General features: G+C 66.3%; 16 protein-coding genes and 1 pseudogene. 3 read left to right on the top strand and 14 right to left on the bottom strand.

The window, feature by feature from the left end; all coding sequences use genetic code 11:
- The gene (locus D7V77_RS20030; RefSeq protein WP_120577893.1) at positions 1–1062 is read left to right on the top strand and encodes a DUF1611 domain-containing protein; all 1062 of its coding nucleotides are present in this window, start codon (positions 1–3) and stop codon (positions 1060–1062) included.
- On the top strand, positions 1059–2129 hold the full coding sequence (argC, locus tag D7V77_RS20035; protein ID WP_120577894.1) for an N-acetyl-gamma-glutamyl-phosphate reductase: 1071 nt from the start codon (positions 1059–1061) through the stop codon (positions 2127–2129). Before D7V77_RS20030 ends, argC begins: the two co-directional genes overlap by 4 nt.
- A 165-nt stretch (positions 2130–2294) precedes the next feature.
- Here the strand turns inward: argC and D7V77_RS20040 are convergent, their stop codons facing one another.
- The 14 genes and pseudogenes from D7V77_RS20040 to D7V77_RS20105 form a co-directional block, all read right to left on the bottom strand.
- Positions 2295–2975: a hypothetical protein gene (locus D7V77_RS20040; protein WP_120577895.1), complete on the bottom strand. Its 681-nt coding sequence runs from the start codon at positions 2973–2975 to the stop codon at positions 2295–2297.
- A gap of 22 nt (positions 2976–2997) precedes the next feature.
- Positions 2998–3795, bottom strand: coding sequence for a tRNA pseudouridine(38-40) synthase TruA (truA, locus tag D7V77_RS20045; protein ID WP_120577896.1), 798 nt, complete (start codon positions 3793–3795; stop codon positions 2998–3000).
- 25 nt (positions 3796–3820) lie between these two features.
- Entirely contained in the window at positions 3821–5041 is a 1221-nt protein-coding gene (locus tag D7V77_RS20050) for a serine/threonine-protein kinase (protein WP_120577897.1), read from the bottom strand.
- Between the two features lie 33 nt (positions 5042–5074).
- Positions 5075–6061, bottom strand: a complete 987-nt coding sequence (locus tag D7V77_RS20055) for a class I SAM-dependent rRNA methyltransferase (protein ID WP_120577898.1) — start codon at positions 6059–6061, stop codon at positions 5075–5077.
- 14 nt (positions 6062–6075) lie between these two features.
- A complete protein-coding gene (locus tag D7V77_RS20060) occupies positions 6076–7404 on the bottom strand; it encodes an amidohydrolase family protein (protein WP_120577899.1) in 1329 nt (442 codons plus the stop codon).
- 99 nt (positions 7405–7503) lie between these two features.
- Positions 7504–7917, bottom strand: a complete 414-nt coding sequence (locus tag D7V77_RS20065) for an Imm70 family immunity protein (protein WP_120577900.1) — start codon at positions 7915–7917, stop codon at positions 7504–7506.
- An 18-nt stretch (positions 7918–7935) separates the two neighbouring features.
- Entirely contained in the window at positions 7936–8400 is a 465-nt protein-coding gene (locus D7V77_RS20070; RefSeq protein WP_147452109.1) for a hypothetical protein, read from the bottom strand.
- A 1704-nt stretch (positions 8401–10104) separates the two neighbouring features.
- The gene (locus D7V77_RS43300) at positions 10105–10452 is read right to left on the bottom strand and encodes a hypothetical protein (RefSeq protein ID WP_147452110.1); all 348 of its coding nucleotides are present in this window, start codon (positions 10450–10452) and stop codon (positions 10105–10107) included.
- Positions 10453–10855: 403 nt separating this feature from the next.
- A complete protein-coding gene (locus D7V77_RS20085; RefSeq protein ID WP_121780031.1) occupies positions 10856–11311 on the bottom strand; it encodes a hypothetical protein in 456 nt (151 codons plus the stop codon).
- A gap of 82 nt (positions 11312–11393) precedes the next feature.
- Positions 11394–11681 (bottom strand): annotated as a pseudogene (locus D7V77_RS20090) (amidohydrolase); the annotation flags it as partial.
- A gap of 48 nt (positions 11682–11729) precedes the next feature.
- Positions 11730–12194, bottom strand: coding sequence for a hypothetical protein (locus D7V77_RS20095; RefSeq protein ID WP_126934746.1), 465 nt, complete (start codon positions 12192–12194; stop codon positions 11730–11732).
- Positions 12195–12203: 9 nt separating this feature from the next.
- Positions 12204–12842 carry a hypothetical protein gene (locus D7V77_RS43305; protein ID WP_126934745.1) on the bottom strand — a complete coding sequence of 213 codons (639 nt, stop codon included), beginning with the start codon at positions 12840–12842 and terminating at the stop codon, positions 12204–12206.
- Positions 12843–12990: 148 nt separating this feature from the next.
- The gene (locus D7V77_RS43310) at positions 12991–13443 is read right to left on the bottom strand and encodes a hypothetical protein (RefSeq protein WP_147452111.1); all 453 of its coding nucleotides are present in this window, start codon (positions 13441–13443) and stop codon (positions 12991–12993) included.
- A gap of 6 nt (positions 13444–13449) precedes the next feature.
- On the bottom strand, positions 13450–14766 hold the full coding sequence (locus tag D7V77_RS20105) for a hypothetical protein (protein ID WP_120577907.1): 1317 nt from the start codon (positions 14764–14766) through the stop codon (positions 13450–13452).
- Between the two features lie 433 nt (positions 14767–15199).
- Between D7V77_RS20105 and D7V77_RS20110 the strand changes: the two genes are divergently transcribed.
- On the top strand, positions 15200–16358 hold a 1159-nt coding region (locus tag D7V77_RS20110), incomplete at its 3' end, for a hypothetical protein (protein WP_120577908.1).

Raw genomic sequence — 16358 nt, forward strand, 5'->3', positions numbered from 1 at the left:
ATGAAGATCCACGTCGACAAGGTGGGCAGTGTCACGCGCAACCTCCAGGTGGGGCGCACGGTGCACCTCACGGATGAGGTGAAGTGCGAAGAGGGCGCCGTCATCGCGGTGCGCATCCACGGGGAGAAGAGCGTCTACAACCAGCTGGAGGACGTGAACGGCCGGCTCGTCACGCTCCACGCGGGCGACATCGTCGTGGGCGCGCTCGGCCACCGCAACGCGCTGCACGGCTACGAGGGCATCGTGCCTTCGTCCGTCACGGTGGGCGACAAGCTCAACATCCTCAACATGGGCGGCGTCATCGGGAAGTGCACGTCGCACAACCCGGGCGTGGGCCCGCCGTTCGAGGCGGAGGTGCTGGGCCAGGTCCTCACCTTCCCGGAGTTCCAGTCGCGCGCGGGGCAGCACGCGCACATCTCCACCGGCGCGCTCAAGGGCACGTCGAGGGCGGTGACGTGCCCGGTGGTGTACGTGGTGGGCACCTGCATGAACGCGGGCAAGACGTACGCGGCCAGCGTGGTGGTGCGGAAGCTGTCCCAGGCGGGCTACCGCGTGGGCGGCGCGAAGCTCACGGGCGTGTCGCTGATGCGCGACACCTTATCCATGCAGGACAGCGGCGCGGACGTGGTGATGGACTTCACCGACGCGGGCGTCGTGTGCACCGGCGCGCGCACGGCGTCCAAGGTGGCGCGGATCGTCTTTTCGGAGATGGTGGCCCAGGACGTGGACGTCATCGTCGCGGAGACGGGCGACGGCATCATGGGCGAGTACGGCGTGCAGGCCATCCTGGCGGATCCGGAGCTCAAGGCGCTGGGCGGCGCGTTCATCCTGTGCGCGAACGACCCGGTGGGCGCGGCCGGCGGCGTGCGGCACCTGCGCGAGGTGTACGGCATCGAGATGGACATGGTGGCCGGGCCCGCCACGGACAACGCGGTGGGAGTGCGCTTCGTGGAGCAGGTGGTGGGGCTGCCCGCTCGCAACGCGCGCGCGGATCCGAACGCCCTGGGGAATCTCATCGTGGAGAAGCTCGCGCCCAAGCTGGGAGCGGGGAGGAAGTCATGACGTCGCCTGCGAACATCTACATCCTGGGGGCCTCCGGTTTCGGCGGAGGCGAGCTGTTGCGGCTGCTCTCGGGCCACCCCGGCAACGCCGGCATCCGCGTGGTGTCCCGGCACCACGCGGGTTCGCCCATCCACAAGGTGCACCCGCACCTGCGCGGCCTGGTGGACGGCCGCTTCGAGGCGGAGCCCGACTGGCGCTGGCTGGCGGACTCGCAGCGCCCGGTGGTGTTCAGCGCGCTGGGGCACGGCGAGCTGGCGTCGCAGTTCGCCGGGCTGGAGAAGCAGTGGGCGGACGCGGGCCTCACGGACCGGATGCTGCTGGTGGACCTGTCGTCCGACTTCCGCCTGGACCACCCGGGCCGGTACGCGGGCGCCTACGGCCGGCCGCACCCGTCCCCGGACCTGCTGGGCACGTTCACCTACGGCCTCACGGAGTGGAAGCGTGAGCAGGTGAAGACGGCGAAGCGCATCGCCAACCCGGGCTGCTTCGCCACGGCGGTGCAGCTGGCGCTGTTGCCCATCGCGGCCACGCCGGGGCTGGGGCTGCTGGCGGTATCGGGTGTGACGGGCTCGTCCGGCTCCGGTTCGCTGCCGGGAGAGGGCACGCACCACCCGACGCGCGCGCATGACTTCCGCGCGTACAAGCCGCTGGAGCACCAGCACGAGGCGGAAGTGGAGGTGATGCTGGTGGCGCACGGCGCGCAGCGGCACCGGCTGGCCTTCGTGCCGCACTCGGCGCCCATGGTGCGCGGCATCTTCGCCACGGTTCAGTTCGAGTGGCCGGAGCACGGCGGCGCGGTGGTGACGCAGTCGCTGACGGAGAAGTACCGCCGCTACTACGAGGGCTCGAAGTTCGTGCGCATCGTGGAGGGCACGCCGCGCGTGGCGGCCGTGGCGGGCAGCAACTTCTGCGACATCTCCGTGGCGACGAAGGGCCGCTCCGTGGCGGTGATGGCCGCGCTGGACAACCTGGTGAAGGGCATGGCCGGCCAGGCCGTGCAGAACTTCAACGTGGCCCTCGGCTTCCCCGAGGACACCGGCCTGCGCCAGGCCGCCTGCTACCCGTAGGCGGTTGAACCCAAGGCGGCTTCGGCGCGAAGCCGGAGCCGCCTTTGTCGTTGGCCGCCATCCCGTGCGGCCGATTCCGAGCCCGGCCCGCGCGCGGCCTCAAGCCGCGGGCGTCTTCGGCACGTCGCTAGAGGCGCGGCGCCCATCCCAGCACCGCGCTCGTCCTCAAGCCGCGGGCGTCTTCGGCACGTGGCTCGGGGGCGCGGGGGTCTCCCCCGCGCTGCTCGCTTCACCCGTCGGCGCGGTCGCGGCAGGTGCGTTCCCGGACGCGGACGGAGCTTCGGCGGCGCCACCCTCGCGCTGCTCCAGACGCGCGCCCCCGGCTTCCGCGGCCTTGAGGAACTCGTCGTACTCCGACTTGCGGGCGACGGCCTTCGCCTCGGCCTCCGCGGAGCCCTTCTCGGCGGCGGCGCGGCCCGCGCGGATGGCCCGGGCGCTCAGCAGGATGCCTCCCACGAAGGCCAACCCCCGCAACGCCGACGCGACAGTCCAGCCCGTGGTGAAGCTCTCCATGCCATCGCGCACGAAGTTGAGCGCGAGCACGAATACGCCACCGGACAGCGCGGCCCCTACGGCGGTGGTCCACGTGCGCAGCGCGACGATGCGGGCGGCGCCGTAGCAGAGCGTCGGCAGCACCGCGAGCACCCACAGGTCCTCCAGCGCCACCGCCACCGGGATGCGCAGGAAGTCAGACGGCAGCGCGCTCACCCGCGCGTGCAGGCGCAGCACCAGCGACACGCTGAGCATGGCCCCCACCACCAGCGACAGGAACCCCAGTCCGACGATGAACTGGAAGCGGCGGACGCGGACGCGCAGGGGCTCGAGGGCACTGGGTTTGGAGCTCACGGCCCGAAAGCCTACCGCACTCTCACCCTTCGTCCTCTTCCCCGACGGCCGAGTCCCCCGCCGAGCGAGGGGGCGGGCCGTCGCCGTAGAAGACCTCCTCCATCACCAGCCCCTGCGGCGGCGCGGTGGCCCCGGCCAGCTTGCGCTCGCGCGAGGCCAGCACTTCGGCCACCCAGGCCTCGGGGCGGCGGCCCTTGCCCACCTCCACCAGCGTGCCCACCAGGTTGCGCACCATGTGCTTGAGAAAGGCGGTGCCCTCCACCACGAAGGCCACGGTGTCGCCGGACGTGCCTTCCACGCGCACCTGCCGGATTTCGCGCACCGCGTGCTTCGCCTGGCAGTCCGCGGCGCGGAACGCGGAGAAGTCGTGCCGGCCCACCAGGGCCTGGGACGCGCGGCGCATGGCCTCCACGTCCAACGGGGCGAACACCTCCCAGTGCGTCGTGCGCAACAGGGGGGACCGCATGCGCCGGTTGCTCACCCTATAGCGGTAGCGCTTGCCGCGAGACCAGCGGCGCGGGTCGAACTCCGGCGACACCTCCTCCGCGGCCACCACCGCGATGTCCGGCGGGAGGATGCCGTTGAGGCCCATGGTGTAGGCCTTCATCGGAAGCACGCGCTGCGTGTCGAAGCTGGCCACCTGCCCCGTCGCGTGCACGCCCGAGTCGGTGCGTCCGGCGGAGGCAACGAAGACGCGTTCCCCCAGGAGCTTCTGGAGCGCGTCCTGGAGCGTGGACTGGATGGAAGGGCCATTGGGCTGCACCTGCCAGCCCACGTACCGGGTGCCTTCGTATTCGAGCGTCAACTTCAGCCGGGGCATGGGCAAGGCAAGCAAAGGCACGCAATCAGCGCGTCTTCAGCCATCCCTCCAGCACATCCGCCGCGAGCTTCGCCAGGGAGACGTTCGCCTTGCGCGCCTGGGCCTCCAGCTTTTCATACACCGCCGGGTCCACCGTCAGCGCGAGCAGGCGCGGCTCGGTGGCGGGGAGGTCGTCCAGGTGCATGGCCTCCGTGGGCGGTCCGTCCACGGACGCCGCCACCTCCGACAGCTCCAGCGCCATCTCCGACGTGGGCGCGGAGGACTGGCGCGTGGACAGGCGCTTCAATTCCTGCGGGCGCTCGTCCTCGAAGAGCTGCTTGACGAAGTTGGCCAGGTGCAGCGGCGAGGGAGTGAAGTCGTAGGACTCCAGGAAGGCGTCCAGGTCGCGCTGCATCTCCAACGCCGTCTGGTAGCGGCGCTCGCGGTCGCGGGCGAGCGCGCGCATCAGGATGGCCTCCACTCGCTCCGGCAGGTCCTCGCGGAAGTACGACGGCGCGTAGATTTTTGCTTCCGTGATGCTGCGCATGACGGCGACGTCGGAGTCGCCGGTGAAGAGCTTGAAGCCGGTGAGCCACTCGTAGAGGACGGTGCCCAGCGAGAAGATGTCGCTGCGGCAGTCCAGCGGCCGGCCCAGGCACTGCTCCGGGGACAGGTAGCTGAGCTTGCCTTTGATTTCCCCGGAGCGCGTCTCCTCCACCTGGTTGGCGGCCTTGGCGATGCCGAAGTCGAGCACCTTCACCGAGCCGTCGAACGCGACGACGATGTTCTCCGGCGTGACGTCGCGGTGGACGATGTTGAGCGGGTTGCTGTAGCGGTCCTTCTTCTGGTGCGCGTAGTGCAGGCCCGCGCAGACGCAGGAGGCGATCTTCAGCGCGTACACCATGGGGAAGGGAATCCCCAGGGACTCGGCCTTGGGCACGACGCGGCGCATGTCCCGGCCGGACACGTACTCCATGGCGATGAAGTAGCTGTCGACGATCTTCCCCAGGTCGTGGATCTGCACGATGTTGGGGTGATTGAGCTGGGCCGCCAGCCGCGCCTCGTTGAGGAACATCTTCACGAAGGCCGCGTGCTTGGACAGATGCGGGCGGATGCGCTTGATGACGATGGGCGTCTCTTCGCCGCTGGCATCCAACTGGTGCGCGAGGAAGATCTCCGCCATGCCCCCCACGGCGATCCGATCGATGAGCCGGTAGTTGCCGAAGCGGAACGCATCGCGCGGAGGCGAGGAGGCGGCGGGAGCCATGGAAGCAATGTAGCCGCGCCCCGCCCGGAGGCGCTAACGAAGTTGGACGACGTGCACCTTGAGTGCCGGTTCCTCACCTGGAGGTGTCGGAAAGTCGAGCCCCGAGGGACCAAGCGACCCCACTGTCTTCCCCGTCCTGCCAGCCCGCGTCACACCTTCCAGCACCATGGTTTCGAAGCGGCGCGAAGGCAGTCCCGCCAAGTTGCAGCAGGCGACCAGGCGGCCCCTGGGAGCGACCACCTTCGCGGCGGCTTCCGCCAGCCGGGCGTAGTCGCGAGCGGCGGAGAAGCGCGTCGTCTTGGTGGTGGAGAACGACGGAGGGTCCGCGACCACGACATCGAAGGACTCCCCCTTCTTCGCGAGCCGCCCGAGCCAATCGAAGACATCGCCAGCCACGTAGTCGTAGCGCTCCACGGATTGTCCGTTGAGGCGCGCGTTCTCCTCGCCCCATTCGAGCACGCGGCGGCTGGCGTCCATGTTGAGCACGCGCTTCGCGCCCCCGGCGGTCGCGGCGACACCGAAGGCGCAGGTGTACGCGAAGAGGTTGAGGACGGTGAGGCCGGAGGCCTGGGCCTGGAGCCACGCGCGGGTGTCGCGCATGTCCAGGTAGAGGCCCACGGAGAGGCCCTGTCCGGGGCGGATGTGGAAGGACAGGCCGTTCTCCTTGGAGACGAAGTCCTCCACGGGTTCACCCCGCGCGGCGGACTCCGGAGCGAGCGCGTCCTTCGCCACGTTGGCGAGCACGCGAGCCTCACGGGGACGGCGCTTCAGGTAGACGCTCCGGGGCGTCCACGCGGCGACGGCGGCGTCGAGCAGTGTGACTTCCTCGGCATCCGTCAGGTCGCGGTAGAGGCTGACCACGACGACGTCGCCGAAGAGGTCCGCCGTCACGTCGGGCACGCCGTCCGCGGCGCCGTTCAGCAGGCGGAAGGCGGAGGTGGCGGGGTCCGAGAGCAGCGGACCCCGGCGGGCGCGGGAGGCGCGCAGCAGGTCCACGAGGCGGAGAGGCAGGGCACTCACGCGCCCCTTCTACCCTACGAACCCAGCCGTGCGCGGGACCAGACGCGGCCGAGCGCGGCGGCGGCGTCCCGGGCCAGGTCCACGAAGTCGCTGCCCAGCAGCTGCCCCTCACGGACGCAGACGCGGCCATCCACGATGGTCCACGCCACGCGGGCGGCGGTGAGCTGCCCCAGGAGGAAGGGCGCGTAGCCCGTCTCCGGGTCCGCGGCGGGGATGGCGTCGTAGACGACGAGGTCCGCGATGCTGCCCTCGTCCACGCCGCCCGACGGCTTGCCGTACAGGCGGGTGCACAGCTCCGCGGGGCCGCTGACGAACAGGTGCGCCAGCGAGTCATCCAGGTCCGGCATGCGGCCGGAGCGCGCCAGGGACAGCATGCTGACGAGCGCCCCCGCGAGCTCCTCCTGGAGGGTGCCATGGCCGCCGGTGCCCAGGCCCACGAGGTGGAGGCTGGACAGCGCGCCGTCAGCGGATTCGGCCGCGCGGTCCATGGAGCGCGTGGCGCGGGGCGTGAGAGCGATGAAGGTGCCGGAGGCGGCCAGCCGCTCGGACTCGGAGCGCTCCACGGCGCGCGGGTAGCCGGCGATGGCGTGGGGGCCCAGCAGGCCCAGCGCGTCCAGGCGCGGCACGACGCGGCGGCCGTGCGTGGCGTACGTGGTGGAGAGGTCGTCCTCGTTCTCCGCGATGTGGAACACGACGGACGCGTTCAGCTCCTTGCGCAGCTCCGCGATGCGGGACAGGAGCGGGTCCTCGCAGGTGTAGGACGCGTGGAAGCCGAGTGCGCCACGGACGCGAGGGTGTTCGCGGTAGCGGCGGACGAAGTCGGCGTTGGCATCCGCCTGGGCGTTGGCCACATCGGCGCCATCCAGGCTGTGCGTGGAGTGGGACGTGACCAGGCGGATGCCCAGGGTGTTCGCGGCGCGGGCCTGGGCCTCCAGGGCGCCGGCGACGTCGGTGGGGCACGACAGGTGGTCCACGACCAGGCTGACGCCATCGAGCAACGCGCGGGCGGCGGCGAAGCGGGTCAGGACCTCCACGTCCTCGGCGGTGAGGAGGTTGGCCACCGAGCGCATGCGCTCCAGACGCGAGCGGGGCTGGCGCAGGAGGAAGTCGCCATTGGGGGGCAAGAGCTGCCCGTTGACCATGTGCGAGTGACAGTCCACGAGCCCGGGGGCGACGAGGCGGCCTCGACAGGCCACTTCCCAGTCACCAGGGAGCACGGGCACCTCGGCGTCCGGGGCGACGCGGCGGATGATGCCCTCTTCGACCACGACGGCCATGCCGTGGCGGACGCGACCGTCCGCACGGAACACGGCGCAGTTCTTCAGAAGCAGTCGGCCTTCCATGGACCTTCCCGTTTTAGCACGGGGTGGGTGGAGGATGAACCCCGTCTCCTACCTGGAGTCCCCGAAGGGCGAATCCATGCAGGCCGCCGACCCGGGAACTCACTGAAACGAGATGGGAGCCCGGCGCTCGAGCGCGAATTCCACCAGGTCCTGCAGGGCCTCCACCAGGAAGCCACCACTCACGGCGAGGAACGACTCGAACGCGTTTCGAGGCACGAGCCCCATGGAACCTGCCTCGCTTCGTTGCCACTCGGACGCAAAAGCGACCGGCGGGCGCGCCATCATCTCCCTTGCGATGACCGCCAGTTCCTCACGCAACCGCTCGCATTCGGGGACGGACCACTCGCCATCACAATCCGAGTGCACGATGAGCACAGGGAACCGAGAGCCCGGCTTCCCGGCCTCCAGCTCGCGAGTGACATAGTCACGTAACGCGTTGAAGTCCGAATAACCCCCAACCGCGACCTCCTCCAAATCCTCATCACCTTCATGGACAACAAGACACAGACCCACGCGGACTCCTACCTCTCGTCAATCTGAGTAGATGCAGTGCATCGTCACCGGATCGAAGACCGCATTCTGGCCTTCTCCGAAATCGACCACCAGATACGGAGGGTTGGTCCTCCGCAAGTGAATCCTGACGGGCTCAGGCTCCGTCTCGAAGCGGAAGGTGGCGGGCTGATCCAGCCACCACGCCTTCGCCCGCGCGTACTCCTCCTCCGACAAGACACCATCCGCCCGGCTCGAGAATGCACGGACACGGGCCTCATTGTCCTGAAGCAGGGCCTTGAGACGGCCCCACTCGCCCCAATGTCTGCCAGCGATCTGCCCGAAGACTGGCAGCAGCACGAGGAACGACACCAGGGTCAACGGAAGCATCACCCATCGCCAGAACTGGACGATCTGATCAGCCTCCCTCCGGGCGACGAAGAAGCACCCATGGCCCACCAGGAGGAGCAGCCATCCAAAGAGCGCGACCTCCGCGAGCATGTCCACGGGTGGGTCACCAGGGAAGGGGTGCGGATCCCCCCACACGATGCCGCCAATTCCCAGGGCACACAGCCCAACCGCGATGCCCACCGACGGCACGAAGCCACACACCAATCCAACGACTCCCAATCGTGGGAGCCAACGAGGAGACACGCTCATCCCTGGGTTCGGCGCTCGAAGCGCCACCTCCACACCCAGAGCGCGGCGAACGCTCCCAGTGTCGCTAACAGCAGCAACATCACCGCGAGCCCGGGTAGGGTCATCCCCGGTCCCAACGGGACGTCCAGCCCCATCAGCCAACGAGACCACCCTCCGGGCAAGACACCCATGAGAAAGACCCAGGGCAGCGGCCCCAGGTACGCCCCAACGAAGATCCAGACAATCTGTACGAATCGCATGACCGTCCTACGGGATGGGCGTTCCCTGCATGAGCAGTGACCAGGCAGCAGGAGCCATGGGCTCACCTACCAATTCATACGTCTCGCGCTTCTGCCGCGCGGGAACAACACCCAGGTCCCGGAAGAATCGCTCGTTTCCCCAGACGGCGCCAAACCCCTCATGGCGGCAGACGAACAGCTTCAGCAACCAGAACCATGACGACTGGACCGAACCCCAACATCGCAGCCAGCGTCGTCAATGGGAACCACCCGACAGCCACGACGAGCCACGCCATCCACGTCCAACGCCAGCGCGGCAGAGGCCCTCGGTGCAAGGCGAGCGACACCCCGCCCAACGCCAAGACGACCAGTGCAAAGCCATGGAGCAGGCCTCGCAGGAGGCTTGAGAGGTACGAGGCGAGTGGAAACGGCGGCAGGATGAGGAGGTGGTAGACCCAGACCAGAGCGGACACGACCATGGCAGCCCGGAGCACCAGCGGGGGCGACGCCACTTTCATCTCCTGGGAGGTCGCAGTCATCCGTCACATCTCCGAGGCACGGATACAATGTCCGAGAAGCCCCGCGGCTCGGCCATCGGAGGTCTTCACGCAGAGCCACTTCTCGGGACATACCGAGTCGTTCCACGGGTCACAAACAAGCTCACAGGTAGACCCCGCGTCAACGTGAGCGAAATTCGTGCGGCCGGCACATACCAGGCCAGTCCCGCAGCCTCCCGCTGGGAAACACTCCGTTCCAATCCGCTCAAGCACGGCCGCAGGGACTTCTCTGGGGTCCGCACCTCGCTTGCAGCCCATGTGCACGCCGAGCAGGACGAATAGCAGCGTCGAAGCAACGAGCCTCATGGCCCCTCCATGCCTCAGTCCGACGGAAGGCAGTCATCGTGGTCGGGCCTCTCAATGATGCCCTCCGTGGAGGTTGTGCCAGTGGGGCATGTCTGAACGCATCTCCATCAGGAGTCACCCGGAGGGGTGCAAAAAGATCCTGGCCCATCGGTAAAAAATCCCCCGCCGCACTGCTCGCCGCTCGGGCAGTCCGAAGTCTCTTCGCACGCCCGCTGACAGGTACCTGAACCTGGTGTCAGCGACCAGATCATGCAATCCAGATCCTCTTCGCAGTCGGCGCTACGCTTGCAGTTCCCGCCCTCTTGAACATGAACTGGGGCCATCTTGGGACCACGGCCAACAACACAGGAAGAAAGGAGAATCAGCAGCGCCAGCAAAGGCCATTCGGGTTTCATGTTCTCACCTGCCAGTTCATGCGTCTCGGGCTTCCACCGCGCGGGAATAATTTCCAGGAGGCCCCGTGACGGCAATCAGTCCCACTCCAGACTGACTCCACCGTCTGCGTTGACGGTCGCGACTCCTTGCAATCCGAGCAGCGGATTCACGAACGCACCTGTTTCCAATTGGACCTTGCCGCCATCCGCGAACTCGAGGTCAACGGACAGGTCTCCATCCGCGTTCGCGCGTCCCTGACAGACGACCCGGCCATGAACAGGGACCTTCTCAAAAGCGCATTCCTCGCCAGGAATCCGAGCAGTCAAGACACGCAACTCGCTCCCGGTCTCATTCACGAGGACGATTCGCGTTCTTCCCGACACATAGATGGCAAGCGCGGGAATCACCACGATGACCAGCAAGCCTGCCGCCAGGGTCCACACCCAACTCCTATCGATGGCTCACCTCCACTCCCTCTGGCAAGACGAATGATCTGGCCCTGGCTGAATCAATTTACACTCAAGTCCAGCAGGACAATCAGCATCCCTGGCACACGGTTGCTCACAAGTACTGTAGCGCCCAAACAACGAGCAACTGCGCCCATGCCTATAGCCCGTCATACAGACCAGACCTTGTCTACAGCTATCATCCGACCGACACTCCTGATGATAGTCCAAGTCTCTTGCGCATGAGGCAGCCAGAAGCAACACCATCCCACCGGAAAGAACCCTGCTCTTCCGGGAAATGCGAACCCAGAGCATCCACCGTCCAAGGCCCACCGAAAGTCCTCTCACAGGAACCATCATCCCAAGTGGCTTTCGCCCTTGTCCACGCCGGCAGCTCGGCTCAAGGGAGGACGTCATCAAGGTCAGGCCTTTCAATGATGCGGTCAGAGGTCCGCAGATAGAGGACCTCCTCATCGACACCCCAGAAGGTCTTGAGTTCCACCTCGACCGCGAAAACGCGTCCTGACTCGAAGGTGACGTAGACCTTCGGATACCGCCGAACCTTCGCAACCGGCTTCGCGTAGTCCCAGGAGAGCCTTCCCGATGGCCTCACCTCCCGAGCCAGAGGCATGCCCAGGCGTTGAACCACCTCATCTTCGGACATCCTCAGAGACACGGAGCGGACCTTCTCCGCGCTGAGTCCCGGCGCCAGTTGGCTTCCAGACCAGGGGACCCCGAAGCCGGCGTAGAACAGCGCTGCGCCCGTCGACACCAGCCCCAGGAAGAGCCGGTCCCACCAGGCCTGGGGCCTTCCCATCGAAGCGCGAAACAGAACGGGTGCCTCTGGCGCGTCCATCAGGCCAACCCCTCGGTGCGCTGGTCATTCTCGCTGCAGAAGCAACGCTGTTCTTCCTCTACGCCGACCACTCCATCCACATGGCCACCGAGCGCATGCGCTCCAGACGCGAGCGGGGCTGGCGCAGGAGGAAGTCGCCATTGGGGGGCAGGAGCTGCCCGTTGACCATGTGCGAGTGACAGTCCACGAGCCCGGGGGCGACGAGGCGGCCGCGACAGGCGACCTCCCAGTCACCGGGGAGCACGGGCACCTCGACGTCGGGGGCGACGCGGCGGATGATGCCCTCTTCGACCACGACGGCCATGCCGTGGCGGACGCGACCGTCCGCACAGAACACGGCGCAGTTCTTCAGATGCAGTCGGCCTTCCATGGACCTTCCCGTTTTAGCACGGGGTGGGTGGAGGATGAACCCCGTCTCCTACGGAGAGTCCCCGAGGGGCGGATCCATGCAGGGCGCGGGCTTCAGGAAGTAGGGGCCGTCATGCTCCACGACCATGGACCACTCCATGGACTCGGGGCAGATGGCGCACCACCCAGGGGATCCGTGGCGTGGAGACGCCCAGACCATTGCCTCCAGGATGTTCAGGGGTGGTGGTGACGCGGCCTCGATGCGAAGGACCGGGAGCAAGGGCTCCGATACGACGTGGAACACACCGCCCTGCTGCTGCCGGGAGTAGTGCACCTCCGCTTTGAGCATCATCTTCACCTGGACCGTTTTGGCGAAGACGAAGATGGACTGGCCAATATCCCTGGCTATGAATCCGGGCAGGAAGGTCTGCCACCACTGGTCGCATATCTCCTGCGACACCTCCGGGCCGAGCACCTTCAGACCCGAAACAACGCCGGCCAATCCCTCAGTAGGCCAGGTCCAATCTTTTCTCATCGACACCTCTCAATCCGAATAGATGCAGATCATCGTCACCGGATCGAAGACCGCATTCTGCCCCTGGCCGAAATCGACGCCGAGGTAGGGAGGGACGGTTCTCCTCATATGAATCCTGACGGGTTCAGATTCCGCATCAAAGTGGAAGGTGGCAGGCTGCGTCAGCAACCACGCTTTCGCTTGCGCGAACTCCTCCTCCGACAAGGCACCATCGGCACGGCTTGAGAATCTACGAACCCGGGCTTCGTTGTCCTGAAGCATGGCCTTGAGCAGACCCCATTCGCCCCAATGTCTTCGGCCAACCTGAGCAAGGGCCGACGACATCGCGAGGAATGATAGCAGGATCAACGGGGGGATCACCCTTCGCCAGAGCCGAAGAATTCTATCGGATTCTTTCCGAGCAACGAAGAAGGGAACGTATCCAACAAGGATGAACAACCATCCACTGAGCGCAATCTCTGTGAGCATGTCTGCGGCAGGTGGATCACCGGGAAAGGGATGCGAATCAGACAACAGGAATTCGCAAAACCCCAAGACGCTCAACACGAGCAAAACGCTTACCGACGGCACGAACCAGCACAGCAGACCAATAATCCCCAACCGGCGAAGCCAGCGGGTGGATGTTTCCATTTCAGCGACGTGGTTCATTGGCGGAAGACGATCCGGTTCCTAGCCCAGGCGAACTTGTGCTGCATGGCGAATGGGGGCCAGTTCATTCTAGGAGCAGCGGTTCATATGCCGGTCGGCCCCAGGGGGAAGACTCAACATCCCCCTGGAACACATTCAAACCAAACCGCTATTTCCCACCCCCACACATCGATCCACTCGGACTGTTGACATTGGGATTGTCCGCCCACTTATTTCGGACAGAGAAATCGTCGTCTTTGGGACCGCCCGTACGCTCCCTGAGGCCGAAGGGCAACAGGTGCGGTCCCACGCTATTCTCGCCAAATCCCTGCACAAAGCGCGACAAATCAGGCCCATCAAATGTATTAATCGATCCATCAGGATTAATAACAATGCTAACACCATTGTTTGCTTTATACACTCCCTTGTGCCCCGAATAAACACCATCCTGGTTGCCATAGAAAGTATCACCAGGCGCCAAGTAGTATTGCTCGCCGTGTTCCCCTGAAATCCAAACACCATCGTTTGAGTTGTTCTGAACATCCAGGCCCGTTGAATCAAACCATGAAATCGGATTGTTCCCAGCATAGAGGTAGGCCAGCGCAGGAACACCACGCAGCACCTGCCTTTAAATCCACTTTGGATTCTGCTGAAGAAGCTCTGGCTGAAGATACCGCCCCGATGCCGGATCATAAAACCGGTTCCAATTCTCGAAGAGATCGGTCTCCGCGTCATGGTACTGGCCGGGGAAGCCAAGCGGAATCCAGAGGGCCTGAGCCCCGGCCTGGTACCGCTGGTACTCGTACCCCTCGACCGCGACGCCCTGATAGCTGGTCAAGCCACTGGCGTTCGAACTGAATCCCACGGTCAGGTTGCCATTGGACGGCACCACCCATGCCGTTGTCACTTGCCCCCGGCGCTCTCCCGACTGGCTGTCGAGGACACTGCTCGTATCCAGATCCACCAAGCGCACGAAATCCGCCCCCGGCTCCGTGTCCACAACATGGTAGCGCGCGCGCATCCGTACTTGAACTGAGGTGCTCTCCTTGGGCTGGGAGAACATCGCCAGCGTTGCGGACGTGCTGTGCGCGTAAGGGTGCGCGGTCTCCGCGTGGTGCGTCACCCGGTTCACGTGCCCGAAGGGGTCCGTGTCTGCGGCCCCTGTCACCCGTCGCGAAGCGTCCAACATGATCACCGGCTTTCCAATGTGGTCCGTCACCGGGAAATACACGCCACACGCCACTGACTCGCCATCACGAGAACAATCCCCAGTGCCGTCTGGCTGCCGCGCCCACGCCGCGCTGAACTTCCCACGCACGAGCGCAACCGGACGCCCCGCCAACCACACATAGTCATCCAGGGTGAAGTGGCCAATCGGAGTGGCCAAACCATTGTTGCCCCGGTCCGTCAGCATCCGGTTCGACACCGAGTGGAAGTACTCGTCCGTCGTTCCATACGGGTTCGACTTCAGCCGCCGGCGGCCCAGCGCATCATAGAAGTAGTTGTAGTACGCGCCGTTGACATTGACGGCACGGAACACGGTCTCCGTGGCCACGCCTACTGTCTGTCCATACTCGAACCCCAGCGTGTAGACAGGTCCACCTGACATGGTCGCCGCCCACCGCTTCTGCGTCACTCGGCCGTCTTCGTCATGCGACAGGGTGTATTTCAGCAAGCTGCCACTGGCCGATGAACCCCACCCCGTCAGCTGGTCCACCGCCGGGGCTGTCCCAGCGGTCAGGTCGTAGATGAATCCGTCCTCCTCCAACTGGGTCCGGTTGCCGCGACCATCGTATTGATACGTCCGTGATTCGAACGAGCCACCTGTCGCCGCGAAGTTGCCCGTCGGCCGTCCCGCTCCCACCAAACGCAGCGTGCGATCATAAGCGTACGTCTCCGTCCGAGGCGTCGTCGCGCCCAGGAGGCACGTGTCCAGCCGGGCCACCTGGTCTCCGTTCCACCCCTGAAGGTGCCGCTACCTCCTCCGTGGCGCCAACTGGAGGTCTCGACTCATTGCACGCCAACAGCAGGACTCCTCCCGCCAGCGCTCCCCACACCCATGACCGGAAAGACAATCGCCCCTCACTCTTGGAAGAGTCCCCTCCCGGTCAGCGATGCCCGGGAATATCCATACCCTATCTTTTGTCGGGAACTCACCACAAGACATAGTCTTGCATTTCAGTGACCGCGAAAATCAACACTTGCGCCACTGCAAGTCCTATCGGCAGCGTGTGTACTTTCCGCCCTGGGTTTGCCACGACCGCTCCCCCGTTCCGCATTTCACGGAGGCAGCGTCACAGGCTCGTGTCGTACTCCCGCCTGGCAGGCAGGGTGGCGCGGGTTCTGGCCCCCTGGAGACCCGGTATACTCCCCGTCCCATGACACCGCTGAGCCCCGGAGTCGCCACCGCCACGGAGCAGGACATGCCGGCCGCGCCCGGCTCCCTGCGCTTTCGCCGCCTGTGGCTGTTCTCGCCCCGGGCCGACCTCGCCATCCTGAGCATCCCCCTGGCGCTGACCGGGGTGGCCGCCGTCGCCAGCGCGTTCCTCGCCCCTGCCGCCGCGGACAACGCCCACCGGCTCCTGGGCTGGACCGCCCAGAACCTCCTGGGCAACGCCACGCACGTCATCCTCACGTTCCTGCTCTTCGGCGTGCACCGCGACGTGCTCACCGCCGCGCCCCACCAGCCGCGCACCCTCCTCGCCGGCGCGCTGGCCATGCTCGGCGTGGGCGCGGCGCTGTTCTTCACCTTCTACGCCGACCGCTCCATCCACACCTTCGCCGTGGCCGTCATCTTCAACGTCTTCGGCATGCACCACACCCTGTCCCAGCACCGGGGCCTGTGGTCCCTGCATGGCCTGCGCGGCGGACAGGCGGGCCTCCCCGCGCCCTCCCCGCTCGAGCGCAAGCTCCAGCAGCTCTACGTCCCGCTGCTCCTCTCCGTCCTCCTCGTCCGCATCTTCTTCGTCGCCGAGTCCGCCGCCCCGAACGCCCCCGCCTACCTCGACGTGGGCCAGGGCGTCGTCCTTCCGTGGCAGACGCTGCCCGTGCTCATCGCCATCTGGCTGGGCTACTTCCTCCTGCTCTTCCGCGCCGTGCTCCGCTCCCGCACCGCCAGCGGCCCCAAGGTGCTGTACCTGCTGGGCATGGCGACCGCGACCGGCCTGGCGCTCGTGGCGCCGTCCTGGGGCTACGTGATGCTCCCGGGCATGCACGGCCTGGAGTACTACTTCCTCAGCGCCCGCATGCTGGAGCCTCGCGAGGGCGATGCCCCCCGCCTGAGCCAGAAGCTCATCTGGCCCGTCATGGTCGTGTCCATGCTCCCGCTGTTCGCGCTGGGCGTGGTGCATGGCTTCCTGCTGGATGGCCCCATGCGCGGCTCGCTGGGCATCGGCGGCGGCGCGCAAGCGAATCCCCTGCTGCGCGCGCTGACCTCGCTGGGCTTCGCTTGCGTGCTCGCGCACTACTTCGCGGACGCCTTCATCTTCCGCTTCCGCATCCCCTCCATCCGGCAGGTCATGCTGCGCCGCCTGGGCT

The organism is Corallococcus sp. CA041A (genome assembly GCF_003612075.1).
GTDB lineage: Bacteria > Myxococcota > Myxococcia > Myxococcales > Myxococcaceae > Corallococcus > Corallococcus exiguus.